This is a genomic window from Cupriavidus sp. DL-D2, from assembly GCF_039710735.1.
Classification (GTDB): Bacteria; Pseudomonadota; Gammaproteobacteria; order Burkholderiales; family Burkholderiaceae; genus Cupriavidus.
The window spans coordinates 136,918-158,022 of the sequence record NZ_JBDKXK010000014.1 but is presented as its reverse complement, the minus strand read 5'-3'; the positions used below and the strand labels follow the sequence as shown (position 1 = coordinate 158,022).

Here is a 21,105-nt window from a genome sequence, read left to right as displayed (position 1 = left end):
TATCAGGCGCGTTTCTGGAAGCGGGCGTAGTAGAAGCCATCGTGATCCGACGGCAGGCTTGCCTTGCCGGCGATGTCGCTGCCAGCCGTTTCAGGCGCCTCGATACCGGGCAGGAGCTGGCCCGGCGCCTGCAATCGTATCGCATCTGGCAGCTGCGCACCAAACCAGCGCGCCTGCTCTTCGCCTTCCGTTGGGAAAATAGAACAGGTGACATATACGAGGATGCCGCCCGGTTTCAGCAGCGGCCAGAGCTGCGAGACGATGCGACGCTGCTCGGTCATCAGCTTGGCGATATCGGTCTCGCGGCGCAGCCAGCGGATGTCCGGATGGCGGCGCACGATGCCCGATGCGGAGCATGGTACATCGGCCAGGATGCGGTCGAACTGCTGCCCGTCCCACCAGTCCTTTGGGCGGCTGGCATCGCCGACGATGACCTCGGCACGCTGCTCCAGGCGAGCGAGGTTGTCGTGGATGCGCGCGGCGCGCTGTGCATCGCTTTCCACGGCGGTCACGTGGATATCGGCCAGTTCGAGCAGATGGCCCGTCTTGCCGCCCGGTGCCGCGCAGGCGTCGAGCACGCGCATGCCGTCGGCGACTTCGCACAGCGGAGCCGCCAGTTGCGCGCCGGCATCCTGCACCGAAACGTCGCCCTCGGCAAAGCCGGGAATCTGCGATACCGGAAACGCACGCACCAGGCGCACGGCCTGGTCGCCCACGGCGGTGCCGGCCATGCCCGCGTTGGCCAGTGCTTGCAGATAGTCCTTCACCGAAATACGGCGCGTGTTGACGCGCAACGTCATCGGGGGCCGCGCGTTGACGGTGTCGGCCAATGTGCTCCATTGATCGGGGTAAGCCTGGCGCAGCATCTTCAGCCACCAGTGCGGCAGGTTCCAGCGCGCTTCATCGTCCTTGAGGGCGGCGGCCAGCAGCAGTTTCTGCTCGCGCAGGAATCGGCGCAGCACGGCGTTGACCAGGCCGCGCGCATGCGCAGTCTTGGGTTCGGATGCCGCAGCGCTCACGGCCTGGTCCACCACCGTGAACGACGAATAGCCGCCCCGGCCCACCTTGGTGCCGTCACCGTCCTCACCTTCAAGCAGCAGCGCCAGCGCCACGGCCAACAGGGAGTCGACCAGCGCGCCGGGCGGCCGCGTCACCAATTGCGTGACGAGTGCGCGCGTGGTGCCGAACTGGCGCACCGACCGATAGGCCAGGTCCTGGATGGCGCCGCGTGTGGCGGCGTCGCGCACGCGGTCCAGCCGCAAGTGCGTGGCAACATCCTCGATGGCCTGCGGCAAGGCCGTGCCTTCGTGTACGCCGCGAACAGCCGCGGCGGCACCGAGCATCTGGAAGGCAAGGGAATCGTGTTGCAGGCGCATGGGGAAATACCGAAAAGACCGAAAAGCGGTGAAAAAACGACGTGAGAAGATCGGCGGATACAAAAATGCCCGCCGGTCCCTGAGGGAACCCAGCGGGCAGTTTACCCGTTGTCGCCGGATAGACCGGCAAACCCGTCGATCAGGCGGGGTACGTGCCCGTCTGCGCCATGTGCATCAGGCGCGCAATGCGCTCTTCCGTGGCCGGGTGGGTCGAGAAGAGATTGGCGATGCCGCCACCGGACAGCGGGTTCATGATCATCATCTGCGCGGTGGCGGGGTGTTCCTCCGCTGCCTGGAACGGAATGCCCTGTGCATAGCGATGGATCTTGTCCAGCGCGCTGGCCAGCGCCTGCGGATCGCCACTGATCTCGGCACCGCCCCGGTCTGCTTCGAACTCGCGGGCGCGCGAAATCGCCATCTGGATCAGCGATGCGGCCAGCGGCGCCAGCAGGGCCACCGCGATGCCCGCGATGGGGTTGGTACGGTTGCCGTTCTGGTCGCGCCCGCCGAAGAACATCGCCATGTTGGCCAGCGCCGAAATGGCACCGGCCATCGTCGCGGCTATCGTCGAAGTCAGGATGTCACGGTGGCGTACATGCGCCAGTTCGTGCGCCATCACGCCGCGCAATTCGCGGTCGGACAGTACGCGCAGGATGCCGGTGGTGGCCGCCACGGCAGCGTGCTCGGGATTGCGGCCCGTGGCAAACGCGTTCGGCGCGTCCTCGTTGATCAAATACACGCGCGGCATGGGCAGGCCGGCGCGCTGGGCCAGGTCCTGCACCATGTTGTAGAACTGCGGCGCGGTGCTGGCGTCCACTTCCTGCGCGTTGTACATGCGCAGCACCATCTTGTCCGAGAACCAGTAGGAAAAGAAATTCATCCCGAGTGCTATCAGCAGCGCGAACATCATGCCGCTACGGCCACCGATCATGCCGCCGATGACGATGAACAGCGCGGTGATCGCTGCCATCAGCATGAAGGTCTTGACCCAGTTGAACATGGCTTTGGTCTCCAGATCCAAATCGTCCAGTACGCGTACCCGCCCCTGCGGACGCGATGACGGTTAGATAGGGCCAGGACTCCAGAAATTCAATGTCGTTCGCAGGGTTTCAGGCGCGGCATGTGGCATGTCAGGCGCTCAGGCCGCACCCGGCACCAGGCAGCGCGTGCCGGCGGGCAGCGGCATGCCTTGCAGGAACTGCTGCGCGGGCTGGCGCCGACCGCCCGGCTTCTGCAACTCGGTCACCTGCAACGCACTTCCGTCGCCGCACGCGATGATCACGCCGGCGGCGTCGGCAGCCAGCACGGTGCCCGGCGGCTGGGACTGCCCTGCCGGCGCGGCCAGCGGCAGGGCCTGCCAGCACTTGATGACGGTGTCGCCCACCTGGATCGTGGCGCCCGGGAACGGATTGAATGCGCGCACCTGGTTCGCCAACTGCGCCGCCGGGCGTGTGAGATCGAGCGGTGCCTCTTCCTTGGCGATCTTCTCGGCATACGTCACGCCGGCTTCGGGCTGCGGCGTGGCGGTCAGCGGCTGGCCGGCAGCGAGCTGGCGCAACGCATCGACGATCATCCGGCCCCCCATTTCGGCCAGCGTGTCATGCAGGCTGCCCGTGGTGTCCTGCTGACCGACGGCCACGGCTTCGCGCGTGAGCATGTCACCGGTATCCAGGCCCTCGTCCATCTGCATCAGCGTGATGCCCGTCTCGGCGTCCCCGGCCTCGATCGCGCGATGGATGGGTGCCGCGCCGCGCCAGCGTGGCAGCAGCGAGCCGTGGATATTCAGGCAGCCCAGGCGCGGCAGTTCCAGGACTTCCTTCGGCAGGATCAGGCCATACGCGGCCACCACCATCACATCGGGCGCAATCTGCGCGAGCGTGTCCACGGCGGCCCCGGCCTCTTCGGGGTACTTGCCGTGGCGGCGTAGCGAGCGGGGTTGCAGCACGGGGCCGAGTCCCCTCTCCACGGCAAACTGCTTGACCGGGCTGGCCTGCAGTTGCATGCCGCGGCCGGCGGGACGGTCGGGCTGGGTCAGCACGGCCACCACCGGAAACCCGGCAGCGTGGATGGCTTCCAGGGCGACACGCGCGAATTCGGGCGTGCCGGCAAACGCGACGCGCAGTGGCTGGACTTGGGTCATGGCAACAATACGGAGTCAAAACGACACCGGCCGCATAGCGGCCGGTACGTGATCGGGATTCGGATCGTGTAACGATAGCAGAGGCCGCACGCGTGCGGCCCCACTGTTACATCCGCGAGCGCACGCGCTTCTGCAGCTTGCTCTTGATCCGGTTGACCTTGAGCGGCGACAGATATTCGACGAATACCTTGCCATCGAGGTGGTCGATCTCGTGCTGTATACATACGGCCAGCAGATCGTCGGCGTCGATTTCCCAGGTCTCGCCGCGCTCGTTGAGCGCACGCACCTTGACGCGGTCCGGGCGCTCCACGCGGTCGTAGACCTCGGGCACGGAGAGGCAGCCCTCTTCCCACACCTTGCGGTTGTCGCTGGCCCAGACGATCTCGGGGTTGATGAACACCATCAGCCCATCGCGCGACTCGGATACGTCGATCACGATCACGCGCTCGTGGACGTCCACCTGGGTGGCCGCCAGGCCGATGCCGGGGGCTTCGTACATGGTTTCTGCCATGTCGGCGACGAGCTGGCGGATGCGGTCGTCCACCACCGCCACGGGCGTTGCCACCTTGTGCAGGCGAGGATCGGGATAGGTGAGGATATCGAGTTTGGCCATGATGCTGGAGCGCAACGCCGGGTGCTGTCCACTGCCCGGCCAGCGTTGCGGCGTGCGGTGTTTACATGCAGAATCGGGGCGCTAGTACAAAAATTCAAGGCGCGCCGCAGCAGGCACGCTCTACCTAGGGTCAATCCGGTTGGTCTCCCGACCGGTTCAGGAAAATGCGCGATATTACCAAACAACAGGCGGCGTCGGGCCGCAGGCTGCACGCGTTCACCCTCGCCATGCTGAGTGCTGCATGCGTCACAGCAGGGGCGGCAGCGGCTGTCCAGGCTGCTGAGCTTGCCATCTCCCCAGCGCAGCGCGCCGAGGCGGACATCACCGCCCAGCAGGGTATCCCAATTTCGGAACTCGCTACCGATGCCCCCGGGCAGTACACGGTGCGCTCGGGCGACACCCTGTGGGGGATCTCGGGCAAGTACCTGCGTCAGCCATGGCGCTGGCCGGCGCTGTGGGGCATGAACCGGCAGCAGATCGGCAATCCGCACCTGATCTATCCGGGCCAGATCCTGTACCTGGTCCAGCGCGATGGCCGCGCCTATCTGTCCACCACCGCACCAGGCGGCGCGAGCGGTGGCGATATCCGCCTGTCGCCGCGCGTGCGGGGCGAGGGCGATAGCAACAACGCCATCCCCAGCATTCCCTCTTCCGATATCGAACCGTTCCTGAAGCGTCCCCTCGTGGTGGACCAGCAGACGGTGGCCACGTCGGCCCGCATCGTGGCCCTGACGGATGCCCGCGTGTACATGGGCCGTGGCGACACCGGCTACGTGCGCGGCATCGCGCCGACGGACTCCGTAGGCAGCGACTGGCAGGCATTCAAGCCGGCCCAGCCCGTCTACGATCCGATCACGCAGGCCGTGCTCGGCTACGAGGCCCAGTACCAGGGCAATGTGCGCCTGACGCGCGGCCCGGAGGGTCCCGATGCGGTGGCGACGGTGCAGGTCACCCAGTCGCCGCAGGAAATGGGAGCGGGCTCGCTGCTGTTGCCGCAACCCGCGCGTGAGCTGGTGAGATACGTCCCGCACGCGCCGGACACCAATATCGAAGCCCGTATCGCGGCGGTCTATGGCGGCGTCGAGTACGGCGGCGCCAAGCAGGTGGTGGTGCTTAACCTGGGCACCAACGCCGGGCTGGAGCCGGGCCATGTGCTGGCGCTGTCCCGCACGGGCGGCCAGGTCAAGGATGCCACCGACGGCAATCGCACGATCACGCTGCCCGACGACCGGTACGGACTGGCCTATGTCTACCGTGTGTTCCCGGGCATCGCCTACGCGCTGGTGACAGACGCCACCAACGTGATGAAGGTCGGCGACCTCGCCAAGACGCCGCAGTGACCAGTGGGGGCGGCGCCGAGGCGCCGTCCCGCTGCGCTTCCCGATGACCGTATCGACTCGCGATCCCACTGAAGTTGCCGCCTGGGTCCGCCTGACCACCACCCCCGGCGTTTCGGCCCGCACCGCTCGCAACCTGCTGGCCGCATTCGGCTTGCCGGAAGCCGTGCTGTCCCAGGAGCCTGCACGACTAGGCGAAGTGGCCGAACCCGCGGCCGTTCGGGCGCTGGTGGCGCGGCCCGACGAAGCCATGGCCGCACGCATCGACCGGACATGCCGATGGCTTGACGCGCCGGACCACGCCGTCGTAACCATGGCCGATGCTGCCTATCCCGCGCGCCTGCTTGATCTGGCCGATCCGCCGCTGGTGCTCTATATCAATGGCAATGCAGCGCGGCTGCAGGCGCCGTCGCTGGGTATTGTCGGCGCGCGGCACGCCACGGCTCAGGGCGAGCGCAATGCACAGTTGTTCGCGCAGGCGTTTTCCGCGAAGGGGCTGACCGTGGTGTCGGGGCTGGCGCTGGGGATTGACGCCGCAGCGCACGCGGCAGCGATCGAGGGGCCGGGCAACACCGTGGCTGTGGTCGGCACCGGTGTCGATATCGTCTATCCGGCGCGACACCATGGGCTGGCGCACCGCATCGTGGACGCCGGCGGGGCGATTGTCAGCGAGTTTCCGCTGGGTACGCCGGGCCGGGCGAATCACTTTCCGCGGCGCAACCGAATCATCGCCGCGCTGGCGCGCGGCGTGCTGGTGGTGGAGGCTGCCGAGCGGTCGGGATCGCTGATCACGGCGCGGCTGGCATCCGAGATTGGTCGGGAGGTCTTTGCCATTCCCGGCTCGATCCACGCGGAGCTCTCGCGCGGTTGTCACAAGCTGATTCGTCAGGGGGCGAAGCTGGTGGAATCCCCGGAAGATGTTTTTGAGGAATTTGCTGATCTGGGTACGCCGCAGCGGGTGGCGGGGCAGGCGGCTGTCGCCGTTTCTCGCGAGGCTGGCACCATGACGGGGGACGTGTTCGGTGGCGCCCTGTCCTATGATCCTGTCAGCTTCGACGCCTTGTGCGAACGGGCGGGGATGGTGGCGGAAGCGGCGTCTGCGGCCCTTTTGCAGCTTGAGTTGGCCGGGGCGGCGGAACGGCTGCCGGGCAATCGCTTCCGGCGTCTGGCATGATCCGCGGTATCGCGTTCGCCTCATACTTCGCTTGCAATGGCCGTTTACTACCCCGAGCAGGACCCTGGCGCCGTCAGCCGGGCCTTGGCCAACCGTCCCGCCGGACGGCTCGTGGCCTGCCTGTGTGCCGACTGGTGCGGCACCTGCAAGCAGTATGTGGCCGGGTTTGCCGCGCTGGCCGAGCGGTATCCGAACGATTGTTTTGTGTGGATCGACGTCGAAACCCACTCCGACTACCTCGGTGAGGACATCGACATCGAAAACTTTCCTACTGTATTGATTCAGCCCATCGCAGGCGGCGCGCCACATTTCTACGGAACGGTGCTGCCACACCTCGACGTGCTGGAGCGGATGCTGATAAAAGGCGCCGCCATGCCTGCGGCAGCATCGGAGATTCCTCAAGTGCTGCCGTGGCTACTTGGCCTGGATGCCCGGGATAGCTGAGGCGCGCTCGGTGTGGTGACGGCAGTGGCTTGCAAGCCCGTCGAAACCGCGCTTATTATTGGCGCCTCAAAGCCCAGGCGTGCTGTTCACATAGTTTGCCGTGAATTTCAAGAGGCGCAGGCTGCTCATTTTGGGGCGCCGCGTCACAAGGACCCGTTGAATGTCTAAAGCCCTCATCATCGCGGAAAAGCCATCGGTTGCCGCCGATATCGCGCGCGCCCTCGGGGGCTTTACCAAGCACGACGAATACTTCGAGAGCGACAACTACGTGTTGTCCTCGGCCGTGGGCCATCTCGTGGAGATCGCGGCACCCGACGATTACGAAGTCAAACGGGGCAAGTGGAGCTTCGCCAACCTGCCCGTGATTCCACCGCATTTCGATTTGCGGCCCATCGCCAAGACCGAGTCGCGCCTCAAGGTGCTGAACCGCCTGATCAAGCGCAAGGATGTGACCGCGCTGGTCAACGCATGCGACGCGGGGCGCGAAGGGGAACTGATCTTCCGCCTGATCGCGCAGCAGGCCAAGGCCAAGCAGCCGGTGAGCCGGCTGTGGCTGCAGTCGATGACCCCGCAGGCAATCCGCGACGGCTTTGCCGCGCTGCGTGCCGACGAGGAAATGCTGCCGCTGGCCGATGCCGCGCGCTGCCGCTCCGAAGCCGACTGGCTCGTGGGCATCAACGGCACGCGTGCGATGACCGCGTTCAACAGCAAGGGCGGCGGCTTCTTCCTGACCACCGTGGGCCGGGTGCAGACGCCGACGCTGTCGATCGTCGTGGAGCGCGAAGAGAAGATCAAACACTTCGTGCCGCGCGATTACTGGGAAGTGCGCGCCGAGTTCATCGCGGCGGCTGGCCTCTATGAAGGCCGCTGGTTCGATCCCAAGTTCAAGAAGAACGAATTCGATCCCGAGGCGCGCGAGTCGCGCCTGTGGAGCGAGGCCGAAGCCAAGAGCATCGTGGCCGCGTGCCGCGACAAGCCGGGCACGGTCAGCGAGGAGTCGAAGCCGTCCACGCAGCAGTCGCCGGCACTGTTCGACCTGACCACCCTGCAGCGCGAGGCCAACTCCCGCTTCGGGTTCTCGGCCAAGAACACGCTGGGTCTGGCCCAGGCGCTGTACGAGAAGCACAAGGTGCTGACCTACCCGCGTACCGATGCGCGCGCGCTGCCGGAGGACTACCTGGACACGGTCAAGCAGACCATGGACATGCTGGCCGACAGCTCGCCGAACTACCTGCCGCACGCCAAGAAGATCCTGTCGAGCGGCTGGGTGAAGCCGAACAAGAAGATCTTCGACAACAGCAAGATCAGCGATCACTTCGCTATCATCCCGACGCTGCAGGCACCCAAGAACCTGTCCGAGCCCGAGCAGAAGCTGTACGACCTGGTCGTGCGCCGCTTCCTGGCCGTGTTCTTCCCGGTGGCCGAGTTCCAGGTGACCACGCGCATTACCGAGGTTGCCGGACACCACTTCAAGACCGAAGGCAAGGTGCTGGTCAATCCGGGCTGGCTCGTGATCTACGGCCGCGAGGCGCAGGGCAAGGACGACAAGGACGCCAACCTGGTGCCCGTGCAGAAAGGCGAGAAGGTCAAGACCGACAAGGTCGATGCGGTGGGCCTGACCACGCGGCCGCCGGCTCGCTACAACGAAGCCACGCTGCTCTCGGCCATGGAAGGTGCTGGCAAGCTCGTCGACGACGACGCGCTGCGCGAGGCGATGGCCGGCAAGGGCCTGGGTACGCCAGCTACGCGCGCGGCCATCATCGAAGGGCTGCTGACCGAGAAGTACCTGGTGCGCGAGGGGCGTGAACTGATCCCTACGGCCAAGGCGTTCCAGCTGATGACGCTGCTGCGCGGGTTGGGCGTGCAGGAACTGACACAGGCCGAGCTGACAGGCGAGTGGGAGCACAAGCTGTCGCAGATCGAGCGCGGCCGGCTCAAGCGGGATGAGTTCATGCGCGAGATCGCGCAGATGACGCAGCAGATCGTGAAGCGCGCCAAGGAATACGACAGCGACACGATTCCCGGAGACTACGCCACGCTGGACACGCCATGTCCGCAATGCGCGGGGCAGGTCAAGGAGAACTATCGCCGGTTTGCCTGCACGGCCTGCGATTTCTCGATCAGCAAGATCCCGGGTGGTCGCCAGTTCGAGATCAACGAGGTTGAGGAACTGCTGCTGAAGAAGGAAATTGGTCCGCTGCAGGGCTTCCGCAGCAAGATGGGACGTCCGTTTGCCGCCATCCTGAAGCTCGCCCACGACGACGAAGGCCATTGGAAGATGGAGTTCGACTTCGGCCAGAACGACGATGATGGCGACGGCGAGCCGGTGGATTTCAGTGAGCAGACGGCGCTGGGCCACTGCCCGAAGTGCAATGGCTCGGTGTATGAGCACGGCATGAAGTACGTGTGCGAGAACGCCGTGGGTCCGGAAAAGTCCTGCGATTTCACGACCGGCAAGATCATCCTGCAGCAGGAAGTGTCGCCAGAGCAGATCGGCAAGCTGCTGTCGGCCGGCAAGACGGATCTGCTGACCGGCTTCAAGTCGTCTCGGACAGGACGCAATTTCAAGGCGTTCCTGGTCAAGCAGCCTGACGGCAAGATCGGCTTCGAGTTCGAGGCGCGCGAGCCGAAGGCCGGCAAGGCCGGCGCGAAGCCTGCAGCCAAGACGGCCGCCAAGGATGATGGTGCGGAAGCGGCGCCAGCCAAGACCGCTGCGGCAAAGAAGGCACCGGCCAAGAAGGTAGCTGCGAAGAAGGCGCCGGCCAAGAAGGCGGCGACGAAGACTGCAGCCGCCAAGACACCGGCAGCCAAGAAGCCGCGTGCTACGGCCAAGCAGACGGCTGACGCGGAAGAGTAACCGCTCACCATTCCCGGTGACGGCAAGCAAGACGGCGAGGTGAAAACCTCGCCGTCTTGCTTGGTGCTCTTGCTGCCACAGGTTTCAGCTTTGGCTGTGCGCCTTGGCAACCGTCTCGCCGCCCCGCTGTTTGCCTTCCTCGAGCAGGAAGTCGATGAAGGCGCGTACCTTGGTGGGCAGGAATTTCCGGCTCGGGTACACCACGCTGACGTCGCGGCGCGGCAGCTGGTATTGCGGCAGGACGTGCATCAGGCGTCCCGCCTCGATATTCGGACGTGCGAGGTAGGACGACAGCATGGCGATGCCCATGTCGGCCAGCGCAGCCTGATGCGCGAGTTCCGCATTGCTGCACAGCAATCCCGGACGGATGGGCACCGTGACTTCGCCCTCGGGGCCGGACAGCGTCCATTCGTGCTCGGCAGTTGGCAACCGCATCGCGATGGCGCGGTGGCTGGTCAGATCGTGGGCGGTACGCAGCGGCGGATGGTCGCGCAGGTATCCCGGCGATGCGCAGAGCACGATCTCCGCCGAAATCAGCGGGCGCGCCACGAGGTGCGATCCCAGGCCCAGGTCCGACAGCATGACCCCCACGTCGCGCCCTTCCTCGACGATGTCGACCATCCGGTCGGACAGTTGCACGTCGAAGACGATATCGGGATAGATGCGATGAAACCGTTCCAGGGTTTGCGGTAATAGGTGCAAACCGAACATGACAGGCGTGATCAGCCGCAGCGTGCCTGATAAAGACTGGCTGCGCGCCGTAACGATCGACTCCGCTTCCTCGACGTCTTCAAGAATCTGCGCGCAGCGCTGGAGATAGGTTTCGCCGGCATCGGTCAGCGAGAGGCTGCGCGTGGTGCGGTTCAGCAACCGCGTGCCGAGATGGCTTTCCAGATCGGCGACGTAGCGGGTGACCACGGCGTTCGACATTTCGAGTTGCTGCGCCGCACGGGCAAAGCTGCCCAGTTCGACCACCTTGGCGAACACGCGCATCGATTGCAGTCGATCCATGACATATTCCCCTGGCTGCTGCCTGAATTTTTCCCTGTGGAGGGTAATTTATTGTTGAAACCACAATCAATCATTGTGGATCGAGCTATTTATGCATATCAGGGAAATGCCTAATATCGAGTCACTCGATGCCGCAACGCAGCAAACTCCCGACTCAGCCGGCATCCGCATGAAAGTGAAGAGAACATCATGAAGCGCCAAATTGCCCTGATTGTTGCCGTGACCGCAGCCCTCTCTGCCGCCCCCGCCTTTGCCAAGGCCGGCAAATTCGACCCCTACACCGATGGCGCCAAGGCCACGAAGTTCGATCCGTACACGGACGGTGCCAAGATGGGCAAGTTCGACCCGTACACCGACGGCGCCAAGGCCCCGTTCGACGTGTTCACGGATGGCGCCAAGCTGTAAGCTGCCCCGCACATTGTAAAAAGCCCGTACCTGGTTGGTACGGGCTTTTTGTTTTGGGGATCGCGGATGATAGAGACCCAAACAAAAAATGGGCCTCAAGGGCCCATTTTTTGTTCCACCTCACGACCTATCAGTCGTGGTAATGGCGATGATGCTTCTTGTGCTTGCTGCGCTTGTAGTAGCGGCGGTCATCGTCGTACGAGTTGCTGCGCGAGACGTTGCCGCCCAGTGCGGCACCGGCTGCACCACCCAGGCCGGCGCCGACCAGGCCGCCGGTGCGGCCGCCCATGGCGTTGCCGGCTGCGGTGCCTGCGCCGCCGCCCAGGGCGCCGCCGATGATGGCGCCCGTGCGTTCGCGGCGGTTCGAGGTCAGTGCACCACCTGCGCCGCCGCCTACGGCACCGCCGAGCACGGCGCCGGTGCTGCCACCGAGCGCGCCGCCGACTGCGGCACCTGCCACGCCACCCAGGCCACCGCCGAGGGCATTGTTCAAATCACCGCCTGCAAACGCCGGCAGGGCTGCTGCCGAGAGAGCAAGGGCCAGAGTCAGGGTGCGGAGATGGCGAGACATTCGAATTTCCTTTAATTGTTGTATCTGGGAACGGAGTGTAGAGAAGGAGCCCTGCCCTTGCTGTAACTAGATGTGAAGCCCTGTAACCCGCCGGAGAAACGGTATCGGCGCGTTAAAAACTGATGTTCTGGCGCCACATCGTGCAATTTGCCGTCACAAATGGGCAAGCGGCCTTCCCATGAAAAACGGCTCCATGAAGGAGCCGTTTTCCGTACTGCCGGGCTGCGATGGTTCAGCAGCACTTGCCCTGGCCGCCGCCGTACCGTGCTTCCTGGCGTTCGCGAAAGAACTCCTCGTACGTCATGGGTGCGCGGTCGGGGTGGGTGGCTTCCATGTGGGCCACGTAGGTCTGGTAGTCGGGCAGGCCAACCATCAGCCGCAACGACTGTCCCAGGTAACGTCCCATGGTTCCGATCCGTTCGAGCATGATGGCGGCCTCCTCAATTCAGATAGCCAGTGATCAGGACTGCACCGATGCCTGGGCCGGCAGCGGTTCGAACGGCGTCTCGCTGTCCGTGCGCTTCGTGATACCGCGTGCCTGCATCGCGGTCTTGAAACCGTAGAACACGATCGACAGCACCACGAACATGAACAGCGCGCACAGGCCGGCGTCCAGATAGTCGTTGAAAACGATGCGGTGCATCTGCTCCATCGACTTGGCCGGGGCCAGCACCTTGCCTTCGGCAATGGCGGCGCTGAACTTCTCGGCGTGGGTCAGGAAGCTGACCTTGGGGTCCGAGTGGAACAGCTTCTGCCAGCCCGCGGTCAGCGTGCAGATCAGCAGCCAGCAGGTGGGCACCAGCGTGACCCAGGCGTACTGGCCGCGCTTCATCTTGACCAGCACGCACGTACCCAGCACCAGCGCCACGGCAGCCAGCATCTGGTTGGAGATGCCGAACAGCGGCCACAGCGTGTTGATGCCGCCCAGCGGATCGACCACGCCCTGGTACAGGAAGTAGCCCCAGGCCGCCACGGTCAGGCCGGTGGCGATCAGGTTGGCGGTCAGCGACTCGGTCTTCTTGAGGGCCGGCACGAAGCTGCCCAGCAGGTCCTGCAGCATGAAGCGGCCGGCACGGGTGCCTGCGTCGACAGCGGTCAGGATGAACAGGGCTTCGAACAGGATGGCGAAGTGGTACCAGAAGGCCATCATGGCCTGGCCGCCCACCACCTGGTGCAGGATGTGCGCGATACCCACGGCCAGCGTCGGAGCGCCACCGGCGCGCGAAATGATCGTGTTCTCGCCAACGTCCTTGGCAGTCTGGATCAGCACGTCAGGCGTGATGACGAAGCCCCACGTGGATACCGTGGCAGCCACGGCTTCCGGCGAGGTGCCGATCACGGCCGCCGGGCTGTTCATCGCGAAGTACACGCCGGGCTCGATCACCGAGGCGGCAACCAGGGCCATGATGGCGACGAACGACTCGGCCAGCATCGCGCCGTAGCCGATGAAGCGCGCGTGCGATTCGTTCTCCAGCAGCTTGGGCGTGGTGCCCGACGAGATCAGCGCATGGAAGCCCGACACGGCGCCGCACGCGATGGTGATGAAGAGGAACGGGAACAGGTTGCCCGACCACACCGGACCGCCGCCTGCCGCAAACTGCGTCAGCGCCGGCATCTTCAGTTCGGGCGCGACGATCAGGATACCGATGGCCAGCGCGATGATCGTGCCGATCTTCAGGAACGTGGAGAGATAATCGCGCGGCGCCAGCAGCAGCCACACGGGCAGCACGGCGGCCACGAAGCCGTAGCCGATCAGCATCCACGTCAGGGCCTTGCCGTCGTACGTGAACAGCGGCGCGAGCGTGGCGCTTTCATGCACGTACTGGCCACCGATGATGGCAAGCATCAGCAGCACGAAGCCAATCACCGACACCTCGCCGATACGGCCCGGGCGGATATAGCGCGTGTAGATACCCATGAAGATGGCGATGGGAATCGTCACCGCCACGGTGAACGTGCCCCACGGGGAATCGGCCAGTGCCTTCACCACGATCAGCGCCAGCACCGCCAGGATGATGATCATGATCATGAAGCAGCCGAACAGCGCGATCATGCCGGGGATGGTGCCCATCTCCGACTTGACCAGGTCGCCCAGGCTGCGGCCATCGCGGCGCGTGGAGATGAACAGGACCATGAAGTCCTGTACCGCACCGGCAAACACCACGCCGGCCAGCAGCCACAGCATGCCGGGCAGGTAGCCCATTTGCGCGGCCAGCACGGGACCGACGAGCGGTCCGGCACCGGCAATCGCGGCGAAGTGGTGGCCGAACAGCACCGCCTTGTTGGTCGGCACGTAGTCCAGGCCGTCGTTGTGCCGCCACGCGGGCGTCATGCGTTTGGGGTCGAGCTGCATCACCTTTTCGGCGATGAACTTGCTGTAGTAGCGATAGGCGATCAGGTAGATGCAGAGCGCGGCAACCACGATCCACAGTGCGCTGACGGCTTCACCGCGCGACAGCGCGACGGTGGCGAAGGCAAATGCGCCGAGTACGGCGACGGCCAGCCACAACAGGTGTTGTCCGATGCGATTCATGTTGAAGGGTCTCCTCAGACCGGCTGAAAGTACCTGCGTCGACAGAAAAATCGGGTAGAGGGGGCGGTGCCGGATAGCGGACGCTGACAATCGCGCGGAAAGCGGGTCTCCTCGATGTCTGCGGCGCCCGGTCTGTACTCGTCTGGTCCCGGATCTGATCGTGCAGGCAGGCAGTGCATCCCGGACCAGCGATAAAAGCCAGGGCCGCGGTGCACCTACTGCGTCGATTTGTGCCGGGGCCATGCCCGGGCGCGAACCGGCGTGTAGTATTGACACCCGCCCATGTCGGCACAAGCGCGAAACTACGCAACAAGCATGCGTAGTAGTACGTATGCCGACGAAGTCAAGCGGCCTCCCCGTCATCGGTGTTTACCCCCGGTACAGATGAAACTCCGTCAAAAGATACTTTTGCTCGCCGTGGCGCCGCTCGCCGTCGCGATGATGGGCATTGCGCTGGCCGTCAAATTCCAGGCCACTGCCCTTGCCCGCCACGAGCGCGCGCTGGTGGAATCCGCCTATCTGCAGAGCAAGGAAACCGAGCTGCGCCACTACGTTGACCTGGCGCAGAGCGCCATCGCGCCGATGGTGGAATCGGGTCGCACCGACATGGCCACGCGGCAGGCGGCCATGGCGGCGCTGGCGCGGCTCGACTACGGTCCCGATGGCTATTTCTTCCTCTACGACCTGCAGGGCCGCAACCTGATGCATCCGCGCCAGCCTGAACTGGTTGGCCAGGATTTGTGGCTGATGCGCGACCCCGAAGGGGCGCTGACGATCCAGAAGCTGATCGCGGCGGCCAAGGAAGGGGGTGGCTCGGTGCGCTACATGTGGCAGAAGCCATCGTCGAAGCAGCTCGCGCCCAAGCTGGGCTACGTGGTGGCTGTGCCGGGCTGGAACTGGATGCTTGGCACCGGCATCTACCTTGACGATGTGGAGCAGACGCTGCGCAGGCTCGATGCGCGCGCGGAGACCGATATCCGCGAGACCATGGCGTGGATCGGCGTGATCGCGGGGATCAGCATCCTGCTGGTGGCGGCCAGCGGCCTGGCACTCAATATCAGCGAGCACCGCGAGGCCGATGCCAAGCTGCGTCAACTGGCGCAGCGCGTGGTGCAGTCGCAGGAAGACGAGCGCGCGCGGCTGTCGCGCGAGCTGCACGATGGCATCAGCCAGTTGCTGGTCTCCGTGAAGCTGGTGCTCGAAGCCGCTACCAACCGCATCCGGATCGCGCCGACGGAAGGTGCTTCAGTGGCGCCGATCCTCGGCATGGCGCTGAACCGGCTGGATTCCGCTTTCAATGAAGTGCGACGCGTGGCGCGCAACCTGCGCCCTGCCTTGCTCGATGACCTGGGCCTGTTCGCTGCGCTGGAGCATCTGGCGCGCGAGATGCAGGCGGGCAGCACGCTGACCGTGGCGGTCTCGCAGGCGGGGCCACCGCGCACGCTGACCGACGAGCAGGCGACTGCGCTGTTCCGCATCGCCCAGGAAGCGCTGACCAATGTCGAGCGCCATGCGCATGCCACGCATGTCGATGTGCAGCTCGACTTCGGGCCATCGGCCACGCGGCTCACCGTGCGCGACAACGGCACGGGTTTCGATGTGGCCCGCATGCAGCGCGATCCGCAGCGTGGCATTGGCCTGCGCAACCTGCGCGAACGCATGGCGGCGCTGGGCGGCCAGTTCGACGTGGTATCGACACCCACCGGCACGCGGCTCGTGGCCGCGCTGCCTGTGAACTCCCGCATTCCCGAAATATCGCTGTCATGACCGTTCTGCACGAAGACGACCTCCATCCTCCTTCCGGCGCGCCGGCCCGCGTGTTGCTGATCGACGATCACGCGCTGGTGCGCGATGGCATGCGCATGCACCTGTCCCTGCAGCCCGGCCTGGAGGTAGTGGGCGAGGCCGACGATGGCGAAGGCGCACTGGCATGGCTGGCCAATGCCGCGCCGGGCAACCTGCCAGAACTCGTGATTACCGATATCGGGATGCGCGGCATGGGCGGTATCGCACTGGCCGGCGCGTTGCACGACCGGTATCCCGAACTCGCGGTGCTGATCGTGTCGATGCACGACAACCTCGAATATGTGCGACAGGCGATCCGGGCCGGTGCGCGCGGCTACGTACTCAAGGATGCGCCCGCCGACGAACTGATGGCGGCCATCCAGGCCGTGCTGGCGGGCCGCGTGTTCTACAGCGCGCGCATCGCCCGTGGCATGGCCGAGCATGCGGTCAGCCCACTCGATGCGCTGACACCGCGCGAGCGCGACATCCTGCAGGGCATCGGCAAGGGAATGGCCAACAAGGAAATCGCCGCGCAGCTCGGCGTATCGGTGCGTACGGTGGAGACGCACCGGCTCAATCTCAAGCGCAAGCTGGCCATCGAAGGGCGCGCCGGGCTGGTCAAGTATGCGGTGCAGCAAGTGGGTGACGGCGGCGATACCAAGCCGTCTGCGTAGCGAATACGGGTTCGCGTCAGGGTTTGAATCGGGTATTCCCTACATTGTTCGCGTGATCCGCACTGCCTAAGATCAATTCAACCCAAGGCCCGATGCTTGTCTGCATTGCCAGACTTGTTTGCGTAGTCCGTACCGGTTCCAGAAAAAAATACGACGCGTCCTGGCCTCGCACTGAATCTTCCAGTTCCTTTTCGTCCCGCTTTTCCGCGTTGGCCACTGCCTGCGCGGAGGGAGGGACAGCCGTGCAGTGGTTGTTCGTTCAACACACAAGGGGAGACGGTCATGGCAGCAAGGCGCAAGGACGGCACGGACGGTGCCGCGGAGACGGTTTCACGGCGGGGATTCATTGGCGGCGCCACAGTGGCGGCCGCAGGCGCGGCAACCATGGGCTTTCCAGCCATCGTCAAGGCGCAGGGGCCGGTGACGATGCGGTGGCAGAGCACATGGCCAACCAAGGACATCTTCCACGAGTTCGCCGGTGACTTCGTCAAGAAGGTCAACGACATGTCCGGCGGCGATCTCAAGATCGAGTTGCTGCCGGCGGGCGCAGTGGTCAAGGCATTCGACCTGATCGATGCGGTCAGCAAGGGCACGCTCGACGGTGGCCATGGCGTGATTGCTTACTGGTACGGCAAGAATTCGGCGCTGGCGCTGTGGGGATCGGGTCCCGGCTATGGCATGGACCCGAACATGCTGCTGGCCTGGCACAAGTACGGCGGCGGCAAGGAGCTGCAGGAAGAGATCTACCGCAGCCTGAATCTCGACGTGGTGTCGTTCCTCTACGGCCCGATGCCCACGCAGCCGCTCGGCTGGTTCAAGAAGCCGATCACGAAACCCGAGGATTTCAAGGGACTCAAGTTCCGCACCGTGGGCTTGTCGATCGATATCTTCACGGGACTCGGCGCCGCAGTGAATGCGCTGCCGGGCGCGGAGATCGTACCGGCGCTGGACCGCGGCCTGCTGGATGCCGCCGAGTTCAACAATGCGAGTTCGGATCGCGCGCTGGGTTTCCCGGATGTGTCGAAGGTCTGCATGCTGCGCAGCTTCCACCAGTGCTCCGAGCAGTTCGAGATCGTGTTCAACAAGAAGCGGTACGACGCGCTGTCGCCCAAGCTGCGCGCGCTGATCGCCAATGCCGTGGACGCAAGTTCCGCGGAGATGTCGATCAAGGCGATCGATCGCTATTCAAAGGATTACCTGGCGCTGCAGCAGCAGGGCGTGAAGTTCTACGCCACGCCGAACAGCGTGCTCCAGGCGCAGCTCAAGATCTGGGATGAGATCGTGGCGCGCAAGGAGAAAGAGAATCCGATGTTCAAGAAGGTCAACGATTCGATGCGGGCGTTTGCACAGCGCACCACGCGCTGGCAGAACGACACCAATGTCGAGTACCGCATGGCCTCCCAGCATTATTTCGGCGCAAAGAAGGCGTAGCGCGCGAGCCGTACTCCGACGGAGCCACCTGTGCAAAAACTGCTGCTCGGCATCGACCGCATCAGCACGTTCGTGGGACAGGCCGGTGCGTGGCTGATCATCGCGTTGACGCTGATGATCAGCTACGAGGTCTTCTCGCGCTACGCGCTCGACGCGCCGCACGCCTGGGTGTTCGACGCCAGCAACATGCTCTATGGCGCCCTGTTCATGCTGGGTGGGGCATACACGCTGGCCAAGCGTGGACACGTGCGCGGCGACATCCTCTACGGCTTTCTCGCGCCCCGTGCGCAGGCCACCATCGACCTGGTGCTGTACCTGGTGTTCTTCTTTCCGGGCGTGATCGCGCTGGCCTGGGCGGGCGTGGATTTCTTCGAGGTGTCGCTCGCGCAGAACGAGCATTCGTCGATTGCCGCCGACGGGCCGCCTATCTATCCGTTCAAGGCCGTGATTCCGGTGGCGGGCGCGTTGCTGTTGCTGCAGGGCGTGGCGGAGACCGCGCGCTGCGTGCTGTGCCTGATGCAGGGACACTGGCCCACGCGCGAGGATGACGTGGAAGAAGTGGACGTCGACAAACTCAAGCAGATGGTGGGACAGGACAGCGTGCTGACAAGCGCAGACGCCACCGCTGATGCCGCGCGCACGAACAGGACCGAGGGGACGGTGCGATGAGAAAGGAACTGTGGTTCGGCGTGTCGCTGATGATCCTGATCGTCGGCGCGGTGGCGTTTTTCATGCCCTCGCCTGCCGACTGGACCAACGGTCATCTCGGCTTGCTGATGCTCGCGCTGATCGTGGTGGCGATCATGCTCGGCTTTCCCACGGCATTCACGCTGATGGGCATGGGCGTGTTGTTCGCGTGGCTCGCATATCGGCATGCGAACCCCGAGATCGCGGTGGCGCAGACGCTGGACCTGATGGTGCAGCGGACCTATGCCGTGATGACCAACGACGTGCTGATCTCGATCCCGTTGTTCGTGTTCATGGGCTATCTCGTGGAGCGCGCCAACCTGATCGAGAAGCTGTTCCGCAGCCTGCATCTGGCACTGGCGTGGCTGCCCGGTTCGCTGGCGGTGGCAACGCTGATTACTTGCGCGGTGTTTGCCACGGCCACGGGTATCGTGGGCGCAGTGGTGACGCTGATGGGACTGCTCGCGTTTCCGGCGATGCTGCGCGCGGGTTACAGCACGCAGCTATCGGCGGGTGCGGTGACCGCAGGCGGATGCCTGGGCATTCTGATTCCACCATCGGTGCTGCTGATCGTCTATGGCGCCACGGCTGGCGTATCGGTCGTGCAGCTTTATGCAGGCGCGTTTTTCCCGGGGCTGATGCTCGCGGGACTCTACATTCTCTACGCCGTCATCATCGCCAAACTGAAGCCATCGATGGCGCCCCCGCTCTCGGCAGAGGAACGACGGATTCCGCTGTCGGGTTTCGCTACGACGTTGCGCGATCACTTCAGCGAACGTGCGCTGCCTGCACTGCTCATGGCCGTGAAGGGGCGTCGCAATGCCAGCGTGCCGGCTGGCTACATCGTCCGCCAACTTGGCGTGGTGCTGATGCCAGCGATCTTCGTCGCGCTGATGATGAGCCTGATGTATGCGGTGGTAACGGCGCCGCGTGCCGCGCAGGGACCGGCCATTTCCGAAATGGGCGCCATGGTGGAGAGCACCGAATCGACGGGCTTCGATGATCTGCAGGCGCCGCCCGCCGATGCCACGACCAGCACCGACAGCCTGCAGCCACCACCGACGACGGAGAGCGTCACGCCCAAGCCCGCTGCGCCATTGGATGCGGCACCTGCTGCGCAGACCAGCGCACCTGTTGCGCAGGAGATTGCCGAAGCCGGATCACGGCCCGCGCCGATGTGGTTCTGGATCACGCTGGCAGTGCTCGTTGCCGTGCTCGCGGTCTTCTACTGGTTCTTCAACTTCGCGCGGCTCGAAGTGTTCAAGATGCTGCTGGCATCGTTCTTCCCGCTGGCCGTGATGATTCTCGCGGTGCTTGGGTCGATCGTGTTCGGCCTCGCCACACCTACCGAGGCCGCAGCGGTGGGTTCGCTCGGCGGCGCGCTGCTGGCCGCCGCGTATGGGCAGCTCAACTACACCGTGGTGCGTGACTCGGTGTTCCTGACGGTGAAGACCAGTGCGATGGTCTGCTGGCTGTTCGTCGGCTCGTCGATTTTCTCGGCGGCGTTCGCGTTGCTGGGGGGGCAGGCACTGGTCGAACAATGGGTGCTGTCGATGGACCTGTCGCCCGTGCAGTTCATGATCCTCGCGCAGATCATCATCTTCCTGCTCGGCTGGCCGCTGGAATGGACGGAGATCATCATCATCTTCATGCCGATCTTCATTCCACTGCTCGACAACTTCGGCATCGACCCGCTGTTCTTCGGTTTGCTGGTGGCACTGAACCTGCAGACCGCGTTCCTCTCTCCGCCCGTGGCGATGGCCGCGTTCTACCTCAAGGGCGTGGCGCCACCCCACGTCACGCTGAACCAGATCTTCGCCGGCATGCTGCCCTTCATGGCCATCCAGATCGTGGCGCTGGCGCTGCTGTATATCTTTCCGGGGATTGGGTTGTGGTTGCCGCAGGTTCTGTATCGGTGAGTTGCTTGATCGGCAGTTGACCCGCTCACCCTCACCCCCAGCCCCTCTCCCGCAACGCGGGAGAGGGGAGCAAGCCAAGGGCTTTTGAAACGCTGTCGGTTAGCTCCCCTCTCCCATGAAATGGGAGAGGGGTTGGGGGTGAGGGCCG

Annotated in this window: 18 protein-coding genes; 10 read left to right on the top strand and 8 right to left on the bottom strand. The window is 64.6% G+C overall.

The window, feature by feature from the left end; all coding sequences use genetic code 11:
• Positions 1-2 precede the first annotated feature (2 nt).
• The 4 genes from rsmB to def all read right to left on the bottom strand — a co-directional run bounded on the left by rsmB (position 3) and on the right by def (position 4,129).
• On the bottom strand, positions 3-1,376 hold the full coding sequence (gene rsmB, locus ABDB81_RS10990) for a 16S rRNA (cytosine(967)-C(5))-methyltransferase RsmB (protein WP_137926019.1): 1,374 nt from the start codon (positions 1,374-1,376) through the stop codon (positions 3-5).
• 139 nt (positions 1,377-1,515) lie between these two features.
• Positions 1,516-2,376 carry a zinc metalloprotease HtpX gene (gene htpX, locus ABDB81_RS10985; RefSeq protein WP_137926018.1) on the bottom strand — a complete coding sequence of 287 codons (861 nt, stop codon included), beginning with the start codon at positions 2,374-2,376 and terminating at the stop codon, positions 1,516-1,518.
• 138 nt (positions 2,377-2,514) lie between these two features.
• Positions 2,515-3,516 (bottom strand): methionyl-tRNA formyltransferase, encoded by a 1,002-nt coding sequence (gene fmt / locus ABDB81_RS10980; RefSeq protein WP_346811084.1) that lies wholly within the window; start codon positions 3,514-3,516, stop codon positions 2,515-2,517.
• A gap of 106 nt (positions 3,517-3,622) precedes the next feature.
• Positions 3,623-4,129 (bottom strand): peptide deformylase, encoded by a 507-nt coding sequence (gene def, locus ABDB81_RS10975; RefSeq protein ID WP_137926016.1) that lies wholly within the window; start codon positions 4,127-4,129, stop codon positions 3,623-3,625.
• 164 nt (positions 4,130-4,293) lie between these two features.
• On the opposite strand from def, the gene ABDB81_RS10970 reads away from it, so the two are divergent.
• From ABDB81_RS10970 to ABDB81_RS10955, 4 genes are all read left to right on the top strand, one after another.
• Positions 4,294-5,469, top strand: a complete 1,176-nt coding sequence (locus ABDB81_RS10970; protein WP_346811082.1) for a LysM peptidoglycan-binding domain-containing protein — start codon at positions 4,294-4,296, stop codon at positions 5,467-5,469.
• A gap of 43 nt (positions 5,470-5,512) precedes the next feature.
• Positions 5,513-6,640, top strand: coding sequence for a DNA-processing protein DprA (gene dprA / locus ABDB81_RS10965; protein WP_346811081.1), 1,128 nt, complete (start codon positions 5,513-5,515; stop codon positions 6,638-6,640).
• A gap of 36 nt (positions 6,641-6,676) precedes the next feature.
• Entirely contained in the window at positions 6,677-7,084 is a 408-nt protein-coding gene (locus ABDB81_RS10960) for a thioredoxin family protein (protein WP_137926013.1), read from the top strand.
• Between the two features lie 160 nt (positions 7,085-7,244).
• A complete protein-coding gene (locus ABDB81_RS10955) occupies positions 7,245-9,941 on the top strand; it encodes a DNA topoisomerase III (protein ID WP_346811079.1) in 2,697 nt (898 codons plus the stop codon).
• An 84-nt stretch (positions 9,942-10,025) separates the two neighbouring features.
• Here the strand turns inward: ABDB81_RS10955 and ABDB81_RS10950 are convergent, their stop codons facing one another.
• A complete protein-coding gene (locus ABDB81_RS10950; protein WP_137926011.1) occupies positions 10,026-10,952 on the bottom strand; it encodes a LysR family transcriptional regulator in 927 nt (308 codons plus the stop codon).
• A gap of 189 nt (positions 10,953-11,141) precedes the next feature.
• Between ABDB81_RS10950 and ABDB81_RS10945 the strand changes: the two genes are divergently transcribed.
• Positions 11,142-11,357 carry a hypothetical protein gene (locus tag ABDB81_RS10945; protein ID WP_346811077.1) on the top strand — a complete coding sequence of 72 codons (216 nt, stop codon included), beginning with the start codon at positions 11,142-11,144 and terminating at the stop codon, positions 11,355-11,357.
• Between the two features lie 130 nt (positions 11,358-11,487).
• Here the strand turns inward: ABDB81_RS10945 and ABDB81_RS10940 are convergent, their stop codons facing one another.
• The 3 genes from ABDB81_RS10940 to ABDB81_RS10930 all read right to left on the bottom strand — a co-directional run bounded on the left by ABDB81_RS10940 (position 11,488) and on the right by ABDB81_RS10930 (position 14,461).
• Positions 11,488-11,928: a hypothetical protein gene (locus tag ABDB81_RS10940; protein ID WP_137926009.1), complete on the bottom strand. Its 441-nt coding sequence runs from the start codon at positions 11,926-11,928 to the stop codon at positions 11,488-11,490.
• A gap of 232 nt (positions 11,929-12,160) precedes the next feature.
• Positions 12,161-12,355, bottom strand: coding sequence for a YbdD/YjiX family protein (locus tag ABDB81_RS10935; RefSeq protein WP_346811075.1), 195 nt, complete (start codon positions 12,353-12,355; stop codon positions 12,161-12,163).
• A gap of 33 nt (positions 12,356-12,388) precedes the next feature.
• A complete protein-coding gene (locus ABDB81_RS10930; protein WP_137926008.1) occupies positions 12,389-14,461 on the bottom strand; it encodes a carbon starvation CstA family protein in 2,073 nt (690 codons plus the stop codon).
• A gap of 384 nt (positions 14,462-14,845) precedes the next feature.
• On the opposite strand from ABDB81_RS10930, the gene ABDB81_RS10925 reads away from it, so the two are divergent.
• The 5 genes from ABDB81_RS10925 to ABDB81_RS10905 all read left to right on the top strand — a co-directional run bounded on the left by ABDB81_RS10925 (position 14,846) and on the right by ABDB81_RS10905 (position 20,957).
• Positions 14,846-16,228, top strand: a complete 1,383-nt coding sequence (locus tag ABDB81_RS10925) for a cache domain-containing protein (RefSeq protein ID WP_346811073.1) — start codon at positions 14,846-14,848, stop codon at positions 16,226-16,228.
• A complete protein-coding gene (locus ABDB81_RS10920) occupies positions 16,225-16,920 on the top strand; it encodes a response regulator transcription factor (protein ID WP_160473172.1) in 696 nt (231 codons plus the stop codon). Before ABDB81_RS10925 ends, ABDB81_RS10920 begins: the two co-directional genes overlap by 4 nt.
• Before the next feature lie 282 nt (positions 16,921-17,202).
• The gene (locus tag ABDB81_RS10915; protein ID WP_137926005.1) at positions 17,203-18,351 is read left to right on the top strand and encodes a TRAP transporter substrate-binding protein; all 1,149 of its coding nucleotides are present in this window, start codon (positions 17,203-17,205) and stop codon (positions 18,349-18,351) included.
• Positions 18,352-18,381: 30 nt separating this feature from the next.
• Positions 18,382-19,020: a TRAP transporter small permease subunit gene (locus tag ABDB81_RS10910; RefSeq protein WP_160473173.1), complete on the top strand. Its 639-nt coding sequence runs from the start codon at positions 18,382-18,384 to the stop codon at positions 19,018-19,020.
• Positions 19,017-20,957, top strand: a complete 1,941-nt coding sequence (locus ABDB81_RS10905; protein ID WP_137926003.1) for a TRAP transporter large permease subunit — start codon at positions 19,017-19,019, stop codon at positions 20,955-20,957. Before ABDB81_RS10910 ends, ABDB81_RS10905 begins: the two co-directional genes overlap by 4 nt.
• The last annotated feature ends 148 nt before the right edge of the window (positions 20,958-21,105 follow it).

Bases quoted from the DNA above. Each gene is read 5' to 3' on its own strand.
- rsmB (WP_137926019.1), bottom strand. From the start codon at position 1,376: ATGCGCCTGCAACACGATTCCCTTGCCTTCCAGATGCTCGGTGCCGCC.
- htpX (WP_137926018.1), bottom strand. From the start codon at position 2,376: ATGTTCAACTGGGTCAAGACCTTCATGCTGATGGCAGCGATCACCGCG.
- fmt (WP_346811084.1), bottom strand. From the start codon at position 3,516: ATGACCCAAGTCCAGCCACTGCGCGTCGCGTTTGCCGGCACGCCCGAA.
- def (WP_137926016.1), bottom strand. From the start codon at position 4,129: ATGGCCAAACTCGATATCCTCACCTATCCCGATCCTCGCCTGCACAAG.
- ABDB81_RS10970 (WP_346811082.1), top strand. From the start codon at position 4,294: ATGCGCGATATTACCAAACAACAGGCGGCGTCGGGCCGCAGGCTGCAC.
- dprA (WP_346811081.1), top strand. From the start codon at position 5,513: ATGACCGTATCGACTCGCGATCCCACTGAAGTTGCCGCCTGGGTCCGC.
- ABDB81_RS10960 (WP_137926013.1), top strand. From the start codon at position 6,677: ATGGCCGTTTACTACCCCGAGCAGGACCCTGGCGCCGTCAGCCGGGCC.
- ABDB81_RS10955 (WP_346811079.1), top strand. From the start codon at position 7,245: ATGTCTAAAGCCCTCATCATCGCGGAAAAGCCATCGGTTGCCGCCGAT.
- ABDB81_RS10950 (WP_137926011.1), bottom strand. From the start codon at position 10,952: ATGGATCGACTGCAATCGATGCGCGTGTTCGCCAAGGTGGTCGAACTG.
- ABDB81_RS10945 (WP_346811077.1), top strand. From the start codon at position 11,142: ATGAAGCGCCAAATTGCCCTGATTGTTGCCGTGACCGCAGCCCTCTCT.
- ABDB81_RS10940 (WP_137926009.1), bottom strand. From the start codon at position 11,928: ATGTCTCGCCATCTCCGCACCCTGACTCTGGCCCTTGCTCTCTCGGCA.
- ABDB81_RS10935 (WP_346811075.1), bottom strand. From the start codon at position 12,355: ATGCTCGAACGGATCGGAACCATGGGACGTTACCTGGGACAGTCGTTG.
- ABDB81_RS10930 (WP_137926008.1), bottom strand. From the start codon at position 14,461: ATGAATCGCATCGGACAACACCTGTTGTGGCTGGCCGTCGCCGTACTC.
- ABDB81_RS10925 (WP_346811073.1), top strand. From the start codon at position 14,846: ATGAAACTCCGTCAAAAGATACTTTTGCTCGCCGTGGCGCCGCTCGCC.
- ABDB81_RS10920 (WP_160473172.1), top strand. From the start codon at position 16,225: ATGACCGTTCTGCACGAAGACGACCTCCATCCTCCTTCCGGCGCGCCG.
- ABDB81_RS10915 (WP_137926005.1), top strand. From the start codon at position 17,203: ATGGCAGCAAGGCGCAAGGACGGCACGGACGGTGCCGCGGAGACGGTT.
- ABDB81_RS10905 (WP_137926003.1), top strand. From the start codon at position 19,017: ATGAGAAAGGAACTGTGGTTCGGCGTGTCGCTGATGATCCTGATCGTC.